Origin of the sequence: Paenibacillus sp. RU5M (genome assembly GCF_900221055.1) — a bacterium.
GTDB classification, from domain to species: Bacteria; Bacillota; Bacilli; order Paenibacillales; family Paenibacillaceae; genus Paenibacillus; species Paenibacillus marchantiae.
The window spans coordinates 268,657-285,414 of sequence record NZ_OBQM01000002.1 but is presented as its reverse complement, the minus strand read 5'-3'; the positions used below and the strand labels follow the sequence as shown (position 1 = coordinate 285,414).

The following is a 16,758-nucleotide window of genomic DNA, read 5'->3' as shown; positions in this document are numbered from 1 at the left end:
CTGATCATCGGCCTCTCTTTTGTAATGGAATCAGTGAAAAGTTACGGATATCACTTTCCCAAGTTATTCTGCATGCATTTTGTTGAAGCTTACATATTCGTTAATCGGTTTGCGGTATCCGCGCGGACGTTGTTTGGCTTCGGACTTTTTGCCGATTGTAATTAGCATGGCAGGTACATAATGGTCGGGAATATCCAGACTGCGTTGCAACTCTTCCGCGTCGAAGCCAATCATGGGGCAGGTGTCCCAACCACGATCCTGAGCGATCAGCATCAATTGCATCGCTGACAGGCTGGCATTACGAATTGCATCTTCTCTCTGGAAGAACCTTCCCCGCGTTTCGTAAAATTCGATGACACTCTGTGATTCTTGCTCGTATTGAAACGGAGTCATCGCACCAAGGTTCAGCAGGCCCTCATTGATTGTGCGGATGTGATGGTGTGCGTTGACATCGCCGAGGACAACAATGACCGCAGAGGCCGTTTTTACTTTATATTGCTGGGAAGCTTCATAGACTTTTTCTTTCTGAGCCGGGTCCGTCAGCACAAGATAGTGCGTATGCTGGAGGTTAAAGGCGGAAGGTGCGAATTTGTTCAAGGCAAATATCTCTTGCAATTCTGACTCTGGAATCTCAATTCCTTCTTCAAAAATAACGGCCGATCTACGGTTTTTGACCAGATTCTCCAATTCACTCATGGTAGTTTCCCTCGCTTATGTATGGTTTATAAACTGACTATAACACACTAAGTTACTTTATGTAAGTATTATTTTTGAATAAGACAAGATCTGCCTGCCATACGATAAAATAAAACAGAAGAGGTGATTCATGAAAACATTCATCACTAGGTACAGAGCTGGAAAGTCGCGAAATGAATTTCAGGTATACGTCATCGAATCCTCCACGCTGAAACGTTTTTTGGTGGTGGAGATGGTACTGGGAACCATCGCGTATAATGTTGCACTTTTTTGGTTTCATAATGCACTTCTTGCTGGCGTTGGTTCCTGGGCCGGGACGGAGAGTGTGAAGAGGCTGCCAGTCGTTTTCAGGAAAATTGTAGGTCCTTAAACTATGACAGAGTGTTATTGCTGATGGGTTTTGTAGGTGTTGATGTGATGCAGGAATGAAAGGCCCGAATAACGGGCCCCCTCCTGTATAGTTCAGTCTGCTTTTTTACATACTATAGTCATAAGAGCGGAACGAACGTTTTTGTCGTACAGATTCCTTGTGTTTATTTGGCGCGCTCCAGATACTGTTCGAGTGTAAGGTTCTGGCTCGTAATTTCCCCAGCAATATATACGCCAACATAACGCACATGCCATGGCTCATAAGAGTAGCCTGTCAGTTTCTCCTGATCTTTGCCATAACGAATGATAAATCCGTATTTATGTGCATTGGCTTTCAGCCATTTGCCTTCTTTGGTGTTTCCAAAGCTTTGTTGCAAATCATATCCCGCTGATGCACTGGAGATATCCATCGCAAGACCCGTCTGATGTTCACTTTGTCCAGGACGAGCACTGGTTTTATTCGCAACGGCTTCGCCTTTGATACTTGCATTACGGTCAAAAATGGATTTTTGGGTAGCATAAGAGCGATAACCGGACACGGCTTTGATATCAATGCCGTCTTTTTTTGCTGCTGCGAACAAGTTCTCAATTGCGGTAGCGGCTACTTTACGCATTTGCTTTTTCGGACTGGAGCCGGAGAAGCTAAATGGGATGTTAGGAACAACCAGATCCTGAGGGGCATAGGTTGAAGGCAAGTTTCTCTTTTTATTCACTAGCACAACCGTGCTTGATAGATTCGTTACCGTTGCCAGGCCACTGCTGCTCGTTTTGATTGTGCGTCCAGGTGCATTATCGTGCAGGAATTGAGTGAAGCTGGAGCTGGCAGCAGATGCGACCGGATTCAGTTCCTTAGTGAAGGGCAGCGTTGTGAATGCTGAGCCTGCTACGACAGAACCTATAAGTATCGTGGATACGATGGATTTACGTGTAAAAGATTTCATGATGTGTGTTCCTCCTCGGGTTATATCAATCTCGTTCTTTGGTATATACCGAGTATACTAGAGGATTATATCCATAGGTTCTCCAATTGTTTCCGAGTTGTAAACAAAGTTTGCGAGATTCATAGCTTTTAATTGTCTGACGAGAAAAAGAGCATACAAAAAGACTCTGCACCTTTTGTGCAAAGTCTTTCTGTATACATAGATAGGCGAATCAAATGCTCATTATTTCAGCCACAAACTTTTGAATTACAGCTCGCATGAAACAGAATTGCCGGAGCTTCCAGCAGCCACAGCGCGAGCATCCCGAACACGGACATTGCTGCTGAGTACACCGGAATCACTGCTTAGTTTGAAGGAAGGATAGTTGAGTTCCGTGTCCAGCTTCATGTGCTGCTCCAGGTTTAACTGTTGTTTCGGATCGACATAGAATGGCACCAGATTGGTTTCAATTTGTACATCTAGAGCTTCGGGTTCATCCACGATAAGTATGGCGATAATTCCGTTACAGCCACAACCTTCCATATCATAGATCACTTTGAAATAACCGGGCTGATCATTCAGGCTTTCAGTTAATCGCGCAGCAGCCAAATCTGTAATTTGAATATGCATATCGCTACACTCCTTTATATGTTGGCACGATTGTAATGGTAGATGGATTAATTCAACTTCTACTGTCATTATACCACTTTGGCAAAAATCAAAGCATTTATTTTCTTGACTGATCAGTCTGGAAAAGTGTATTCTTGACTTAAGCAAGCGGGAGGTGAGGTCTGAAATTGGGAAGAGCCAAGGAATTTGACACCGAAAGTGTTCTAAGGAAAGCCACGGCTGTATTCGGGGCTTATGGTTATGAAGGTACTTCGTTAACCGTACTGCTGAATGAGCTCGGTATTGCACGGCAAAGTTTGTATGACACTTATGGAACCAAGCATGATTTATTTGTCTCTGCCCTGAAATTCTATATTCAGCAGAAAACAGAGGCGGGTATTCGGCTGTTAAATGAATGCACCAGTGTGCGGCAGGGGATGGAACAGCTTTTCAACGAAGCCGTTAATGTATTGAGTGACGAGGGGCGTCGCAATGAATGTTTTATCATCAATAGCGCCGTCGAACAGGCACCCCAAAATCATGAGATTGCCGACTTTATTCAAGCGAGCAACAAGCAAATGGAAGATACTTTTCTTGCGGCGCTTATCCGTGGACATAAAAATGGTGAATTTAACCATGCCGAGGATGAATTGCTCGGTATTGCCCGTTTTCTGAATTATTCCCGCCTGTCATTGACCTTCACCGCCAAGAGCGGTGCCAGTACAGAAGTGTTGCGGGAGCTAGTGCGTACAACATTAAGGGTATTGAATTAATGGCAGTAGTATGAGCAAGGATTCTTGTTGGATTTCTGAAAATGAACGCTTAGGGCGTTTATTTTTTCACCTTTCCAGACTGATTAGTCTGGAAAATGAACACCAAGCAAACCGAAGGAGGAAGTGAAAATGATCAACAATAAACCTTTAACACTGATTACAGGAGCGAATGGAAAGACAGGAAGCCGCGTTGCGGCAATGCTTCAGAGGCATCACTATCCGGTGCGTCTGGCAGGGAGAAAGAAACCAGCTTCTTCTGATTCTGCCGACAACTATGTTTTTTTTGATTGGTACGATTCAACCACTTATGGTCCAGCGCTGAAAAATGTGGATCAAGTATACCTTGTCGTGCCCGTCATGGACATGCACCCAGAAGCCGTAATGATTCCGTTCATCAAGGAAGCGTTATGGAGCGGCGTTAAACGATTTGTCTTGCTTGGCAGTGCTTCTGTGGATGAAGACGGACCTATATTTGGCAAAGTACATCAAAGCTTGAAGGAGCTTGCTCCCGAGTGGACTGTACTACAGCCTTCCTATTTTATGGAGAACTTTACAGAGGGACCGCATCGGGAGACGATGAAGCAGTTGGGTAAAATCTACAGTGCTACTGGTGAAGGTAAAATTGGTTTTGTCAGCGCAGATGATATCGCAGCAGTTGCCTTCTATGCTCTGACAGATGTTGTCCCCCATAATACAGCTCATATCATTACGGGGCCGGAGACATTGTCTTATGGTCAAGTTGCGGACATCATTAGTCGTTTATTGGATCAGCGTATTGAGCATGATTCATTGTCGGATGCAGAACTAAGAAATAGCCTGATTCAGGCGGGAATGCCGGAAGATTACGCCACGGCTCTGGCAGGACTGGATGTATTCATCCGTGAGGAAGGAAGAGAAGATCAAACGACGGAGACGGTATTGAAAGTCACAGGGCAAAGCCCGGTTTCTCTGGAGCAATATATTAGGCAGTATATGCAATGAGGGAAATGATAGAGGGATTTTTATAAAAATATTGGAAGCAAATTCTGCTGAATAACAAGAAGACGGTGCTGGAAGGCCTGTCTTTTTTGCTGATTGTTCAACCTTTAACTATACCCCAATCCAGCATGGTGATTATATGTGTACGCTTTTGGGGAAATAGATGAGAATGAATGTTTGATAAAAGGAGAGAAGAGAACGGATGATTCAGTTCGAAAATGTATCCAAGCAATACCCTGATGGAACCCATGCTCTGCGTCAGGTTAATCTCAACATTAACAAGGGAGAGCTGTTCGTCATGATTGGTCCGAGCGGTTGCGGCAAAACCACAATGCTCAAAATGATCAATCGTCTGATCGAGCGGACAGATGGGACCGTACGAATTAATGAACGACCTATCGATGAATACAACATTCATGAATTGCGATGGAATATCGGATATGTGCTGCAACAGATTGCGTTGTTCCCACATATGACGATTGCCGAAAATATTGCGGTTGTTCCTGAACTCCGAAAGTGGAAGTCAGAGCAAATCAAGGATCGCGTACATACTTTACTGGACATGGTCGGACTGAAAGGTACCACATACAGTGATCGCAAGCCTGCTGAGCTATCTGGTGGACAACAACAGAGAATCGGTGTATTGCGCGCACTCGCTGCCGATCCCGAAATTGTACTGATGGATGAACCGTTCAGTGCACTTGACCCGATGAGCCGCGAGAAATTGCAAGACGATATTCTGGATATTCAGCGTCAGATGAAGAAGACGATTGTATTTGTTACCCATGATATTCAGGAAGCGATGAAGCTGGGTGATCGTATCTGCATCATGAAGGATGGGCAAGTGTTACAGGTAGGCACCCCGGAAGAACTAATCCAGCAGCCAGCTAATGAATTTGTACGTGACTTTGTTGGCGGTTCTGGTTCGGATAGGAGTTCACAGCCTGTATCTGATGGGGACGACCCAATGTATGAATTAAGAGCGGGCTCCGGCGAACAAGAACGACTGACTTCAATATTTGATCTTGAATCGATCATGTCCCCGCTCTCACCCGGGCATGTGCCGAAGTCGGCCAAAACGGCTGTTCCCGTATCAATTACGCTGCCTGATTTTGTGGAAATCATGGCATCTCATGATCATTTACTGGTCGAGAAGGACCACCAGATTATAGGCCAGGTCAGTCGAGCTGATCTGATCCAGTACTGGTCCGGGCAGTTGCAGGAACGAGGTGAAGCACATGAGTAGATTTACAGAGGTGTTCAGTGAGCGCAAAGGACAGTTATTATCCGCTCTCCTTGAGCATATTCAGATCTCATTTATCGCATTGTTCTTTGCCGTTCTGATCGCTATCCCGCTTGGCATTTATCTGACACGCAAGCCAAGAGTGGCTGAGCCGATAATTGGGGTAACAGCCGTACTGCAAACGATCCCGTCTCTGGCCCTACTCGGATTGCTCATTCCTTTATTCGGCATCGGTACATTTCCTGCGATTGTTGCGCTTGTAGTGTATGCCCTGCTTCCGGTACTCCGCAACACGTATACGGGCATATCGGAAGTCGATCCTTCCATGGTCGAGGCAGCGAATGCGATGGGCATGAACAGTCGTCAACGTCTCACCAAGGTGGAGCTGCCACTCGCGATGCCTGTCATTATGGCAGGCATTCGTACCGCAATGGTTCTGATTGTAGGTACAGCAACGCTTGCAGCCCTGATTGGCGCAGGAGGTCTGGGTGAACTCATTTTGCTAGGTATTGATCGAAATGATACGGCATTGATTATTCTGGGAGCCATCCCAGCCGCATTGCTTGCCATTTTGTTTGATGTGCTGCTCCGCCAGTTCCAACGTTTATCATTCAAGAAAACGCTGGTCACTCTCGGAACACTCGCTCTGGTGGCCGTTCTGGTAATTACAATTCCTTGGCTCTCCCGTGGAGGGCAAAAAGATCTGGTTATTGCTGGCAAGCTGGGTGCCGAACCAGAGATTCTGATTAATATGTACAAATTGCTCATTGAAAAAGATACCGATCTGAAGGTTGAATTGAAACCAGGATTGGGGAAAACCACATTTCTGTTCAATGCACTGAAATCAGGTGATATTGATATTTATCCAGAATTTACGGGTACCGCCATATCGGAATTTATGAAGGAAACCGCAGTTAGCACTGATCGTACAGAAGTGTATGAACAGGCAAGAGACGGGATGTTGAGCCAATTCGATATGGTTCTTCTGAACCCGATGGATTACAACAATACGTATACGTTGGCCGTGCCTCAGAAGGTTGCCGATCAGTATAATCTGAAGACGATATCGGATCTTAAATCGGTACAGCAGCAGATTAAGGCAGGATTCACACTGGAATTCTCTGATCGGGTAGACGGATATGTTGGTATTCAGAAGAAGTATGGCATCAAATTCCCGAACGTGGCCACAATGGAGCCGAAACTGCGTTATGCAGCCGTACAGCGTGGAGATATCAATTTGCTGGATGCTTACTCCACAGACAGTGAACTGAGACAGTATAAACTCGTTGTGTTGGAGGATGATCAGGAATTGTTCCCGCCATATCAGGGGGCGCCGATGCTCCGCAAAGAAACGGCAGACCAATATCCGCAGCTTGTGGAGGTACTGAATCAACTTGCAGGTCGGATCACGGACGATGAGATGCGTCAAATGAATTACGAAGTGAACGTTAATGGAGCGATTCCAGAGCAAGTGGCAACGGATTATCTGCAAAAAGCAGGGTTACTGTAGCTTGATATTTACGGTTATACATGAAGAGGAGGAACTAACATGACACAACCTTATGATCTGATCGCGATTGGAACCGGGAGCGCTGCAAGCTCTGTTATATCCCGCTGCGCCGAAGCCGGTTGGAAAATTGCCGTGATTGATGAACGAGAGTTTGGCGGAACCTGTGCATTAAGGGGCTGTGATCCCAAGAAAGTACTTGCAGGAGCGGCTGAACTGATCGACTGGAATGAACGAATGAAGGGCAAAGGAGTGGAAGGTAACGCTTCTATTCAGTGGTCGGAACTTATGGCGTTCAAGCGAACATTTACGGAGAGTATTCCGAGAGCAAGTGAGGATAAGTTCAAGCAGGCCGGAATGCATACGTTCCATGGCAAGGCTTCTTTTGTCGACGAAGATCATATTCGTGTAGGGGACGAAGTACTGCAGGGGAAACATATTCTCATCGCAACAGGAGCGCGTCCAGCACCACTTTCTATTGATGGTGTAGAGCATCTGAAATACAGCGATGATTTTCTTGATCTGGAACAGCTGCCAGATAAATTGGTTCTGGTAGGTGGAGGTTACATTGCTTTTGAATTTGCACATATTGCGGCCAGAGCTGGTACGGAAGTCCATATTATTCATCGAGGTGAACAGCCGCTGGAACAGTTTGATTCGGAACTGGTGGACATGCTGCTGCAAAAATCCGAAGAAGTAGGCATTCATGTACACTTGAATGCGGAAGTGAAGGCAATTCGTCAGCAGGGAAACACATATGTGGTCAGTGGAACCCGCAATGGGGCTGATCATCAATGGCAATGTGGACTTGTCGTTCACGGCGCAGGGCGTATTCCGAATGTAGAGGGGCTTGAACTGGAGAAGGGAAATGTCAGCTATACGAAAAAAGGCATCTCCGTTAATGAGTACTTGCAGAGCGAAAGCAATCCAAGAGTCTACGCGGCAGGCGATGTTACCGCAACGGAAGGACTTCCGTTGACTCCGCTCGCAGGCCAGGAATCACGCGCAGTATCCTTGAATCTGCTTGAAGGCAATCATAACAAACCTAATTATAAAGTAATGCCTTCCATTGTATTTACCGTGCCATCCCTGGGTTCTGTTGGCCTTGATGTGGAGCAGGCCAAGAAAGAGGGCTATGAGGTGAAGGTAAATGACATGTCGAAATGGTATACTTATAAACGTACGAATGAAAAATATGCCATGGCCAAAGTTGTAATCGACAAGTCAACAGGACGTATCTTGGGTGCCCATGTATTGGGTGGCAAAACAGAAGAACTGATTAACCTGTTCGCCATGGCAATTCAGTTCGATTTGACGACCGATCAGTTAAACACCATGAATTTTGCATATCCTACAGCCGCATCGGATATGGGCTCCTTATTTTAATGTGATGGTGTGGAAGGAAGGGAAGAATCATGTCAATTCATTTTCATCGGATTCATGAAGCCGAGTGGACAACCGAACCGGTTCAAGCGCGAACGGAAGGTGACCGTCTAATTGTGGAGGCACAAGAGGGCAGTGACTTCTGGGAGAAGACCTTCTATGGTTTCTGTCATCAGAATGGACATGCCATGCTTGCTCCATGGGATGGAACCAAGGCAATCGAAGTATCATTTGATCTGAGTTCATTCACGGAATTGTATGATCAGGCAGGGTTAATGCTCTGGCATGGACAGGATCAATGGATCAAGGCGGGGGTTGAAGTAAATGACGGCGTGGCTCATGTAGGAGCGGTCGTAACGGATCGCTTTTCCGATTGGTCGCTTTCTCCTGTACCGGAGTGGGGTGGACGCATCGTTACCATTCGGGCTTCATACCATGACGAAGCCGTAGTTATTCGTGCCCGCACGGATGAGCATCCTTGGCGTACCATTCGGGTCGCGAGGTTTGCCTATCCGACGAACAAGCAAGCAGGCCCGTTTCTCTGTTCTCCGAAGCGTGCCGGGTTCGAGGTTGCGTTTACCAAATGGAAATTGACTGAACCGGATCAGGATCTGCACACTGACCCTCCCATTGCCGATTAATATGGGGTTGGTTGGGAAATGTGACGCTATCGAAACAAACGAAAACAAGCAAGTCTTCCTTGGTGGAGGACTTGCTTGTTTTCGTTTGCATTAGCAGCGGCATAGGTTGAATTACCAAGCCTACAACGGATTATGGTGAATTTTTTAAAGTTTTGTCCACATGAAGTTGCACTACTGTTGTCGTTTATCCTCAAGGTCTTATTTGCTTGAGTCCGTGTCATTGGAGTCAGTTTCGATGCCATCAGCATCCTCTTCACCATCACTTGCTTCGTTCAACTCACGCATACGTTCTTCGTAATCATCCAGAAACCATAATGGGTCCATGTTATCTTCCTCGCCATTATAATTAATCAATACTTCTTCGCCGGCTTTGATATCTGTATAAGCATAGAAGTCAAAAGTGTGGTTTTCAAAGTTGATATCATAGGTGGCGTTAGGCTCGTAGGAATGGTTGATCAAACTGCCATAGCCCAGCAGGATAGCCGTATGATTGGCTCCGTATTCGAATACGTAATCTTCCAGAATTGTTTTCTCAACATGTTCGTGGTCTTCATTGGGATAAGGGACAACCGGAGCCTGATGGATCAGCTGGCCTTTTGGAATGTCTACGGTCGCAAATACGCCGCGGTTAAATTCGCCATCACCCAATTTGGATTGTTTCACTTCAATCATGATTTTCACCTGATGCTCTCCAAGAGAGCTCCATTCTTATAGTAGTAAGTCGTTTAAGGAAAAATTTTAACTCATCCATACCTATAAGGCAAATGCCATTGATATCAGTTTGAGTGGATCAGGGGTCAAAACGAAGGACATTTCATCGAAAAATGGTGCTAAATTTACAATAGGGCGTTGAGTTGTACATGATATAACGCTTATAATATACAAAGAATTAAGTCTATATAGAAAAGGTGTCATGAATGAGCATATTAAATGTCGAAAAATTAAGTCACGGTTTTGGTGACCGTGCTATCTTTAACAACGTTTCTTTCCGCCTCCTGAAAGGCGAACATATTGGTCTGATCGGGGCCAATGGTGAGGGGAAATCTACCTTCATGAACATTATTACGGGCAAACTCCAGCCAGATGAAGGTAAAGTGGAGTGGTCCAAACGCATGCGTGTCGGATATTTGGATCAGCACGCTGTGCTCAGCAAGGGACAATCCATTCGTGATGTCCTTCGTGGAGCATTCCAGTATTTGTTTGACATGGAACAAGAAATGAATGATATGTATGGCAAGATGGGCGATGTAACTCCGGAGGAATTAGAACAGCTGCTGGAGGATGTAGGTACGATTCAGGATACGCTGACCAACCAGGATTTTTACATGATCGATGCCAAAGTCGACGAGACAGCACGCGGTCTGGGTCTGACCGATATCGGTCTGGATAAGGATGTTAACGACCTTAGTGGTGGACAACGTACGAAGGTATTGCTCGCCAAGCTGCTGCTTGAAAAACCGGATATTCTGCTCCTGGATGAGCCTACGAACTATCTGGATGAATTGCATATCGAATGGCTGAAACGCTATTTGCAGGAATATGAGAATGCTTTTATTCTGATCTCGCATGATATCCCGTTCCTGAACAGTGTAATTAACTTGATCTATCACATGGAAAATCAGGATCTCACCCGTTATGTGGGCGATTATAGTCATTTCCAGGAAGTCCATGAGATGAAAAAACAGCAACTGGAGTCGGCGTATAAGCGTCAACAACAGGAAATTGCTGATCTCAAGGATTTTGTGGCCCGTAATAAGGCAAGTGTGGCTACACGCAACATGGCGATGTCCAGACAGAAGAAATTGGACAAGATGGATGTCATCGAAATCGCCAAGGAAAAACCGAAACCACAGTTTAACTTCCGTGATGCAAGAACGTCCGGTAAGCTCATTTTCGAAACAAAAGGCCTTGTCATTGGATACAATGAGCCGTTGTCGAGACCACTGGACCTGCGTATGGAGCGTGGTCAGAAGATCGCTCTCGTTGGTGCGAATGGTATCGGTAAAACAACCCTGATGCGCAGCATTCTGGGTGAGATTCCAGCTTTGGAAGGAACCGTTCAGCGCGGTGAACATCTGGAGATTGGATATTTCCAACAAGAGATGAAGGATGCCAACTACAATACCTGTATCGAAGAGATCTGGCAGGAGTTCCCTTCCTATACCCAATTTGAAGTGCGTGCTGCACTCGCAAAATGCGGACTGACTACCAAGCATATTGAGAGCAAGGTTGCGGTACTGAGCGGTGGCGAGAAAGCCAAAGTTCGTCTCTGCAAACTGATCAATAACGAAACAAACCTGCTCGTACTCGATGAGCCGACGAACCATTTGGACGTTGATGCGAAGGAAGAGTTGAAACGCGCACTCAAAGCATACAAAGGCAGCATTCTGCTGATCTCTCACGAACCTGAATTCTATCGTGATGTGGTTACGGAGACATGGAATTGTGAGTCGTGGACAACGAAGGTATTTTAATTTTAGTGCCTGCACTAGAAGAAACATGAACAAGCATACAGAAGACAGCGCCAAGGTTAAATGGACGCTGTCTTTTTGCGTTGCAGAGGTTACTTGTAATGTCTGCCAATTTGATACGCTTGCTCCAGCAAGCCTTCAATATGCGTTTTGGATTCGGATATGGTTTCATAGAGAAACTCGACTCGGGATTCCTGCAATCCTGCATAACCAGCGATCCCATTATTCAGATAATTCGAAATCATGTTGTAATAATCGTACTTATGGAATGAAGCCTCCGTTCCTCCAGCTAGTGCAATCCAGAGTGCCTTTTTGGAGTTTGCTTTGTTCAGCAGCCCCATGTTCCATACCTTGTCCAGATAAGCTTTGAGCATGGAAGGAACGTTGTACCACCATACCGGGAAAATAAAGACAATGGCATCAGCCGCGAGCACGCGATCCAGCTCTTTGCGAATTACAGGGGCATGCTGCTTATCGGGATTTTGCCAATCTCGCTCATCTTCTACGCTATATAACGGATCGAATCCATCATGGTACAGATCAAGGATATCAATTTCATGGTGATTCTCCTTCAGACCTTCTATAAAACGATTCATCACGGCAAATGTTAGAGAATCCTGTCTTGGGTGAGTAACGACCAGTTTAATTTTCATGTATGAGTGACCATCCTTTTTCCTTCATTTTTTGGTTTAACGTTCTGACCAATGTTATTATAAGTTTCATGACATCTTATTGAGAAGTACGCACCTTCGAGTGCTGTAGATACTTTGAGGTTCTTCGGTTACTTTTAATAATGGGTATACATATATGTGATTTAAGGGGGATTCCCAGTGGAACAGGAACTGAAAAGATATGAGAGTGGTGTGCAGGCAATGTTAGAACTGGTCGGTGGAAAATGGAGGATTCTTATTCTACATCAACTGATATCAGGTAAAAAACGAACAAGCGAACTTCGCAGAGCTATCCCTGGCATTACTCAGAAGGTCCTTACCCAGCAGCTGCGTGATCTTGAAAAGAATGAAATCATCCATCGAATTATTCATCCCGAGATTCCGCCCAAGGTCGAGTATGAGCTGACCGAGTATGGCTTGACACTGCAGGCAATCATCGACCGCATCTGTCTGTGGGGAGAGAATCATCTGGACAGAGTATATGGTGATAAAAACAAAGTGCTGGAGAATCATTTTAGCGAATATATTCCGCTTTCGACTTCGAACTAAACTGCTTCCAGATTTAAAAAACAACAAAAACCTTCCTGAATTGAGGAGGAGGGTATTTGTTGTTTTTTTGTCCTTTATCAGTGAAACTGATAAATACCATAAAATCATCGAAATTGACCCATACCATCGGGTATGGTAGCTTCAAGAGAGTAGAAATTAATATGATCATTTTAGTAGGAATTAAAATTGACGTAATGCGCGAGGTGGCAAATGGTGGAACTTCAAGTGACAAACAGCCCTTTTAATCAGGAACAGGTTGAGCTGCTCAATCGCCTTATTCCTACATTGAACGATGGACAGAAAACGTGGCTTAGCGGATATCTGACAGCCATTCAGGGATTTGCGGCTGTAGCTGCACCTGCTGGTGTGGAACAACAGTCTGCATCTTCAGCAAGTATTACTCCTGCAAGTGCACCTGCTGCGGTGTCCAGGGAAGTTACGGTACTCTTTGGATCACAAACCGGGAACTCCAGTGGACTATCCAAGAAACTGGCGAAAAAGCTGGAAGAGCAGGGTCTTCAGGTAACCCTGTCGTCAATGGGAGATTTCAAACCGAACGGACTGAAAAAAGTAGAGAATCTTCTCATTATTGTCAGCACACATGGAGAAGGCGAGCCGCCGGATAATGCGATTCCATTGCATGAATTCCTGCATAGCAAACGGGCTCCGAAGCTCGAGGGATTGCGTTACTCCGTATTGGCTTTGGGAGATACTTCGTATGAGTTCTTCTGTAAGACAGGAAAGGATTTTGACATTCGTTTGCAGGAACTTGGCGGTACAGCGCTTGTACCACGTGTGGACTGTGATGTTGATTTTGATGAAGCGGCTGCAGAGTGGATGAATGATGTGCTTGCTTCACTCAGCAGTACACCTACTGCCGCGGGAGTAGTAACCAGTGAAGCGATTGGAGCCGCAGTAAGCAGCGGTGATTCCGAGTTCAACCGGACGAATCCATTCAAGGCAGAAGTGCTGGAAAATCTCAATTTGAACGGCAGAGGATCGGACCGAGAGACACGTCATATCGAATTGTCTCTGGAAGGTTCCAATCTGGACTACGAACCGGGTGACAGCCTGGGTGTGTTCCCTGAGAATCATCCACGCCTGGTCGATGAGCTGATTGCAGCCATGGAATGGAATGCAGATGAGCGCGTTACGGTTAATAAAAGTGGAGACCAGGTTTCTGTACGTGAAGCATTATTGCGTTACTTCGAAATTACTGCTGTCACAAGACCCGTTGTGGAGCAGCTGGCAAAGCTGAGTCCGGGTAGCGGGTTGCCCGCTCTGCTCGCAGATGATTCGGAATTCCGGAAAGCCATGAACAGTTGTGATTTGCTGGATCTGGTACAGGATTATGGGCTTAAAGGTATTCCGGCTGCATCGTTCGTAGCTGTGCTTCGTAAAATCCCAGCACGTTTATATTCGATCGCAAGCAGTTCGAAGTCTTTCCCGGATGAAGTTCATCTTACCGTTCGTACAGTACGTTATGAGTCACGGGGCAGAGAGCGCTATGGTGTGTGCTCTGTTCATCTGGCTGAACGAGTCGAATTAGGTGATACATTGCCTGTATTCATTCAACAAAATCCAAACTTCAAACTGCCGGATAACACGGATGCTCCAATCATCATGATTGGACCAGGTACAGGTGTAGCTCCGTTCAGATCTTTCCTTGGAGAGCGTGAAGAGACGGGTGCAGAAGGCAAGACGTGGCTGTTCTATGGCGATCAGCATTTCTCCACCGATTTCCTCTATCAGACCGAATGGCAGCGCTGGCTCAAGGACGGCGTTCTTACGAAGATGGATGTCGCTTTTTCCCGTGATGCAGAAGAGAAAGTATATGTGCAGCATCGGATGCTGGAGCATAGCAAAGAGCTGTATCAATGGTTACAGGAAGGTGCAGTTATATATATCTGTGGTGACGAGAAACGAATGGCACATGATGTTCATGCTGCACTCGCGACCATTCTTGAACAAGAGGGTGGCCTAACACCTGAACAGGCAGCGGAATATCTGACACGGTTGCAACAGGAAAAACGTTATCAGCGGGATGTGTATTAATTACAGATCATATGCCGGATAAGGCATCCCGGAGATACGAGAGGAGAAAGCAGCATGACTTATAATAACTTACTTAACCCGCAGCGCACGAACAGTGATGTGGAAGATATAAAGATCAAAAGTGACTACTTGCGTGGAAGTCTGACTGAAACGCTGGCGGATCGGATCAGTGGTGCGATTCCTGAGGACGATAACCGTCTGATGAAACATCACGGCAGTTATATGCAAGACGACCGTGACCTGCGTAATGAGCGGAATAAATCCAAGCTGGAGCCTGCCTATCAATTCATGTTGCGTGTGCGTGCTTCCGGAGGAATTGTTACACCCGAACAGTGGTTGATGATGGATCGTGTAGCGCATAAATATGCGAATGAGACCATTCGTCTGACGACGCGCCAATCATTTCAACTGCATGGTGTGCTCAAATGGGACCTCAAAAATACCATTCGTGAAGTAAACGATTCGTTGCTCAGCACCCTAGCTGCTTGTGGCGACGTGAACCGGAACGTCATGTGTAATCCGAATCCAGACCAATCGGACATTCATGCTGAAGTATATGAATGGGCATGCCAGGTGAGTAATCACCTGGATCCACGGACTCGTGCGTATCATGAGTTGTGGCTGGATGGAGAGAAAATTATCGATTCACAAGACACAGATGAAGAGGTAGAACCGATTTATGGCAAAGTGTATTTGCCGCGTAAGTTCAAAATTGGGATTGCTGTTCCACCATCCAATGATGTAGATGTGTTTTCGCAGGATCTCGGATTTATCGCTATTGTAGAGAACGGCAAGCTGCAAGGCTTTAACGTTTCTGTCGGCGGTGGTATGGGCATGTCTCATGGTGATCCGAAGACTTATCCGCAGGTGTCCAAAGTCATTGGTTTCTGTACACCAGAGCAAATGATTGATGTTGCGGAGAAGACGGTTATGATTCAACGTGATTATGGGGATCGTGCAGTACGTAAGCATGCCCGTTTCAAATATACAATCGATGACCGCGGCCTCGCCTGGTTTGTGGAAGAACTGACGAGTCGTCTCGGCTGGAAGCTGGATGCGGCGCGCGAGTTCCATTTTGAACATAATGGAGATCGTTACGGTTGGGTGAAAGGCAGCAACGGCAGATGGCACTACACCTTGTTCATTCAAAATGGACGTGTGAAGGATGTGGACGGTTATCCGCTCATGACAGGTCTGCGTGAAATTGCCAAAATCCATACTGGAGATTTCCGTCTCACAGCCAATCAGAATCTCATGATCGGGAACATCAGCAGCCAGAAGAAGAAAAAGATTGAGGCACTGATTGAGCAATACAATCTGACCGATGGTGCTCATTACTCGGCGCTTCGCAGAAGTTCTATGGCTTGCGTGGCGCTTCCGACTTGTGGTCTTGCCATGGCGGAATCCGAACGTTATCTTCCATCACTGATCGACAAGCTGGAGCCTGTACTGGACGAAGCGGGGCTGAGAGACGAAGAGATTGTCATTCGTATGACGGGTTGCCCGAACGGCTGCGCGAGACCGATGCTGGCTGAGATCTCGTTTATCGGCAAAGCTCCGGGAAAATACAATATGTATCTCGGTGGAAGTTTTACCGGGCATCGCTTGAACAAGTTGTACAAAGAAAATATTGGCGAAACCGAAATTTTGGATACATTGACTCCAATGGTGAATCAATATGCCAAAGAGCGCAATGATGGTGAGCATTTTGGAGATTTCGTCATTCGTGCCGGTTATGTGCCTGAAGTGCTGGACGGTCAACAGTTTCATGCCTAATTAGATGAATTCGTGAAGAGAAGCATTCCCTAGGGAATGCTTCTTTGGCGTTTTTGGATCGTTTCTCTTTGGGATTTCTGAACGTGGTAAGGTGAAATCAACTTGTCTTTTACCATT

General features: G+C 46.0%; 16 protein-coding genes. 11 read left to right on the top strand and 5 right to left on the bottom strand.

Translation table 11 applies throughout. The features are described from left to right. Positions 1 to 63 precede the first annotated feature (63 nt). Positions 64 to 696 carry a nitroreductase family protein gene (locus CRO25_RS06975; RefSeq protein WP_079694448.1) on the bottom strand — a complete coding sequence of 211 codons (633 nt, stop codon included), beginning with the start codon at positions 694 to 696 and terminating at the stop codon, positions 64 to 66. A 130-nt stretch (positions 697 to 826) separates the two neighbouring features. Here CRO25_RS06975 and CRO25_RS06970 point away from each other — a divergent pair, with 130 nt between their 5' ends. Next, complete coding sequence (locus CRO25_RS06970; RefSeq protein ID WP_079694447.1) at positions 827 to 1,066, top strand: hypothetical protein; 240 nt, start codon at positions 827 to 829, stop codon at positions 1,064 to 1,066. Positions 1,067 to 1,229: 163 nt separating this feature from the next. Here CRO25_RS06970 and CRO25_RS06965 read toward each other — a convergent pair whose 3' ends face one another. Then, on the bottom strand, positions 1,230 to 2,006 hold the full coding sequence (locus CRO25_RS06965) for a D-alanyl-D-alanine carboxypeptidase family protein (RefSeq protein ID WP_064638795.1): 777 nt from the start codon (positions 2,004 to 2,006) through the stop codon (positions 1,230 to 1,232). 246 nt (positions 2,007 to 2,252) lie between these two features. Beyond that, positions 2,253 to 2,615 (bottom strand): iron-sulfur cluster biosynthesis family protein, encoded by a 363-nt coding sequence (locus CRO25_RS06960; protein WP_072732612.1) that lies wholly within the window; start codon positions 2,613 to 2,615, stop codon positions 2,253 to 2,255. Between the two features lie 167 nt (positions 2,616 to 2,782). On the opposite strand from CRO25_RS06960, the gene CRO25_RS06955 reads away from it, so the two are divergent. The 6 genes from CRO25_RS06955 (at position 2,783) to CRO25_RS06930 (ending at position 9,119) form a co-directional block, all read left to right on the top strand. Next, complete coding sequence (locus CRO25_RS06955; RefSeq protein WP_079694446.1) at positions 2,783 to 3,367, top strand: TetR/AcrR family transcriptional regulator; 585 nt, start codon at positions 2,783 to 2,785, stop codon at positions 3,365 to 3,367. A gap of 129 nt (positions 3,368 to 3,496) precedes the next feature. After that, entirely contained in the window at positions 3,497 to 4,348 is an 852-nt protein-coding gene (locus CRO25_RS06950; RefSeq protein WP_372828756.1) for an NAD(P)H-binding protein, read from the top strand. 199 nt (positions 4,349 to 4,547) lie between these two features. Next, positions 4,548 to 5,591, top strand: coding sequence for an ABC transporter ATP-binding protein (locus CRO25_RS06945; RefSeq protein WP_079694445.1), 1,044 nt, complete (start codon positions 4,548 to 4,550; stop codon positions 5,589 to 5,591). Next, complete coding sequence (gene opuFB, locus CRO25_RS06940; protein WP_079694444.1) at positions 5,584 to 7,098, top strand: osmoprotectant update ABC transporter permease/substrate-binding subunit OpuFB; 1,515 nt, start codon at positions 5,584 to 5,586, stop codon at positions 7,096 to 7,098. The genes CRO25_RS06945 and opuFB overlap by 8 nt, the downstream gene beginning before the upstream one ends. 39 nt (positions 7,099 to 7,137) lie before the next feature. After that, positions 7,138 to 8,481, top strand: coding sequence for an NAD(P)/FAD-dependent oxidoreductase (locus CRO25_RS06935; protein WP_079694443.1), 1,344 nt, complete (start codon positions 7,138 to 7,140; stop codon positions 8,479 to 8,481). Between the two features lie 29 nt (positions 8,482 to 8,510). Continuing rightward, positions 8,511 to 9,119, top strand: coding sequence for a DUF1349 domain-containing protein (locus CRO25_RS06930; protein ID WP_079694442.1), 609 nt, complete (start codon positions 8,511 to 8,513; stop codon positions 9,117 to 9,119). A 198-nt stretch (positions 9,120 to 9,317) separates the two neighbouring features. Here the strand turns inward: CRO25_RS06930 and CRO25_RS06925 are convergent, their stop codons facing one another. Continuing rightward, positions 9,318 to 9,791 (bottom strand): SET domain-containing protein, encoded by a 474-nt coding sequence (locus CRO25_RS06925; RefSeq protein WP_079694911.1) that lies wholly within the window; start codon positions 9,789 to 9,791, stop codon positions 9,318 to 9,320. A 245-nt stretch (positions 9,792 to 10,036) separates the two neighbouring features. Between CRO25_RS06925 and CRO25_RS06920 the strand changes: the two genes are divergently transcribed. Continuing rightward, positions 10,037 to 11,593 carry an ABC-F family ATP-binding cassette domain-containing protein gene (locus tag CRO25_RS06920; RefSeq protein WP_063563476.1) on the top strand — a complete coding sequence of 519 codons (1,557 nt, stop codon included), beginning with the start codon at positions 10,037 to 10,039 and terminating at the stop codon, positions 11,591 to 11,593. 89 nt (positions 11,594 to 11,682) lie between these two features. Here CRO25_RS06920 and CRO25_RS06915 read toward each other — a convergent pair whose 3' ends face one another. Next, positions 11,683 to 12,243, bottom strand: coding sequence for an NAD(P)H oxidoreductase (locus CRO25_RS06915; RefSeq protein WP_063563477.1), 561 nt, complete (start codon positions 12,241 to 12,243; stop codon positions 11,683 to 11,685). 177 nt (positions 12,244 to 12,420) lie between these two features. Here CRO25_RS06915 and CRO25_RS06910 point away from each other — a divergent pair, with 177 nt between their 5' ends. The 3 genes from CRO25_RS06910 to cysI all read left to right on the top strand — a co-directional run bounded on the left by CRO25_RS06910 (position 12,421) and on the right by cysI (position 16,641). Further along, positions 12,421 to 12,810 carry a helix-turn-helix domain-containing protein gene (locus CRO25_RS06910; protein ID WP_064638784.1) on the top strand — a complete coding sequence of 130 codons (390 nt, stop codon included), beginning with the start codon at positions 12,421 to 12,423 and terminating at the stop codon, positions 12,808 to 12,810. A 213-nt stretch (positions 12,811 to 13,023) separates the two neighbouring features. Beyond that, on the top strand, positions 13,024 to 14,865 hold the full coding sequence (locus CRO25_RS06900; RefSeq protein WP_079694440.1) for an assimilatory sulfite reductase (NADPH) flavoprotein subunit: 1,842 nt from the start codon (positions 13,024 to 13,026) through the stop codon (positions 14,863 to 14,865). Positions 14,866 to 14,919: 54 nt separating this feature from the next. Further along, on the top strand, positions 14,920 to 16,641 hold the full coding sequence (cysI, locus tag CRO25_RS06895; RefSeq protein ID WP_063563481.1) for an assimilatory sulfite reductase (NADPH) hemoprotein subunit: 1,722 nt from the start codon (positions 14,920 to 14,922) through the stop codon (positions 16,639 to 16,641). Positions 16,642 to 16,758: the final 117 nt, after the last annotated feature.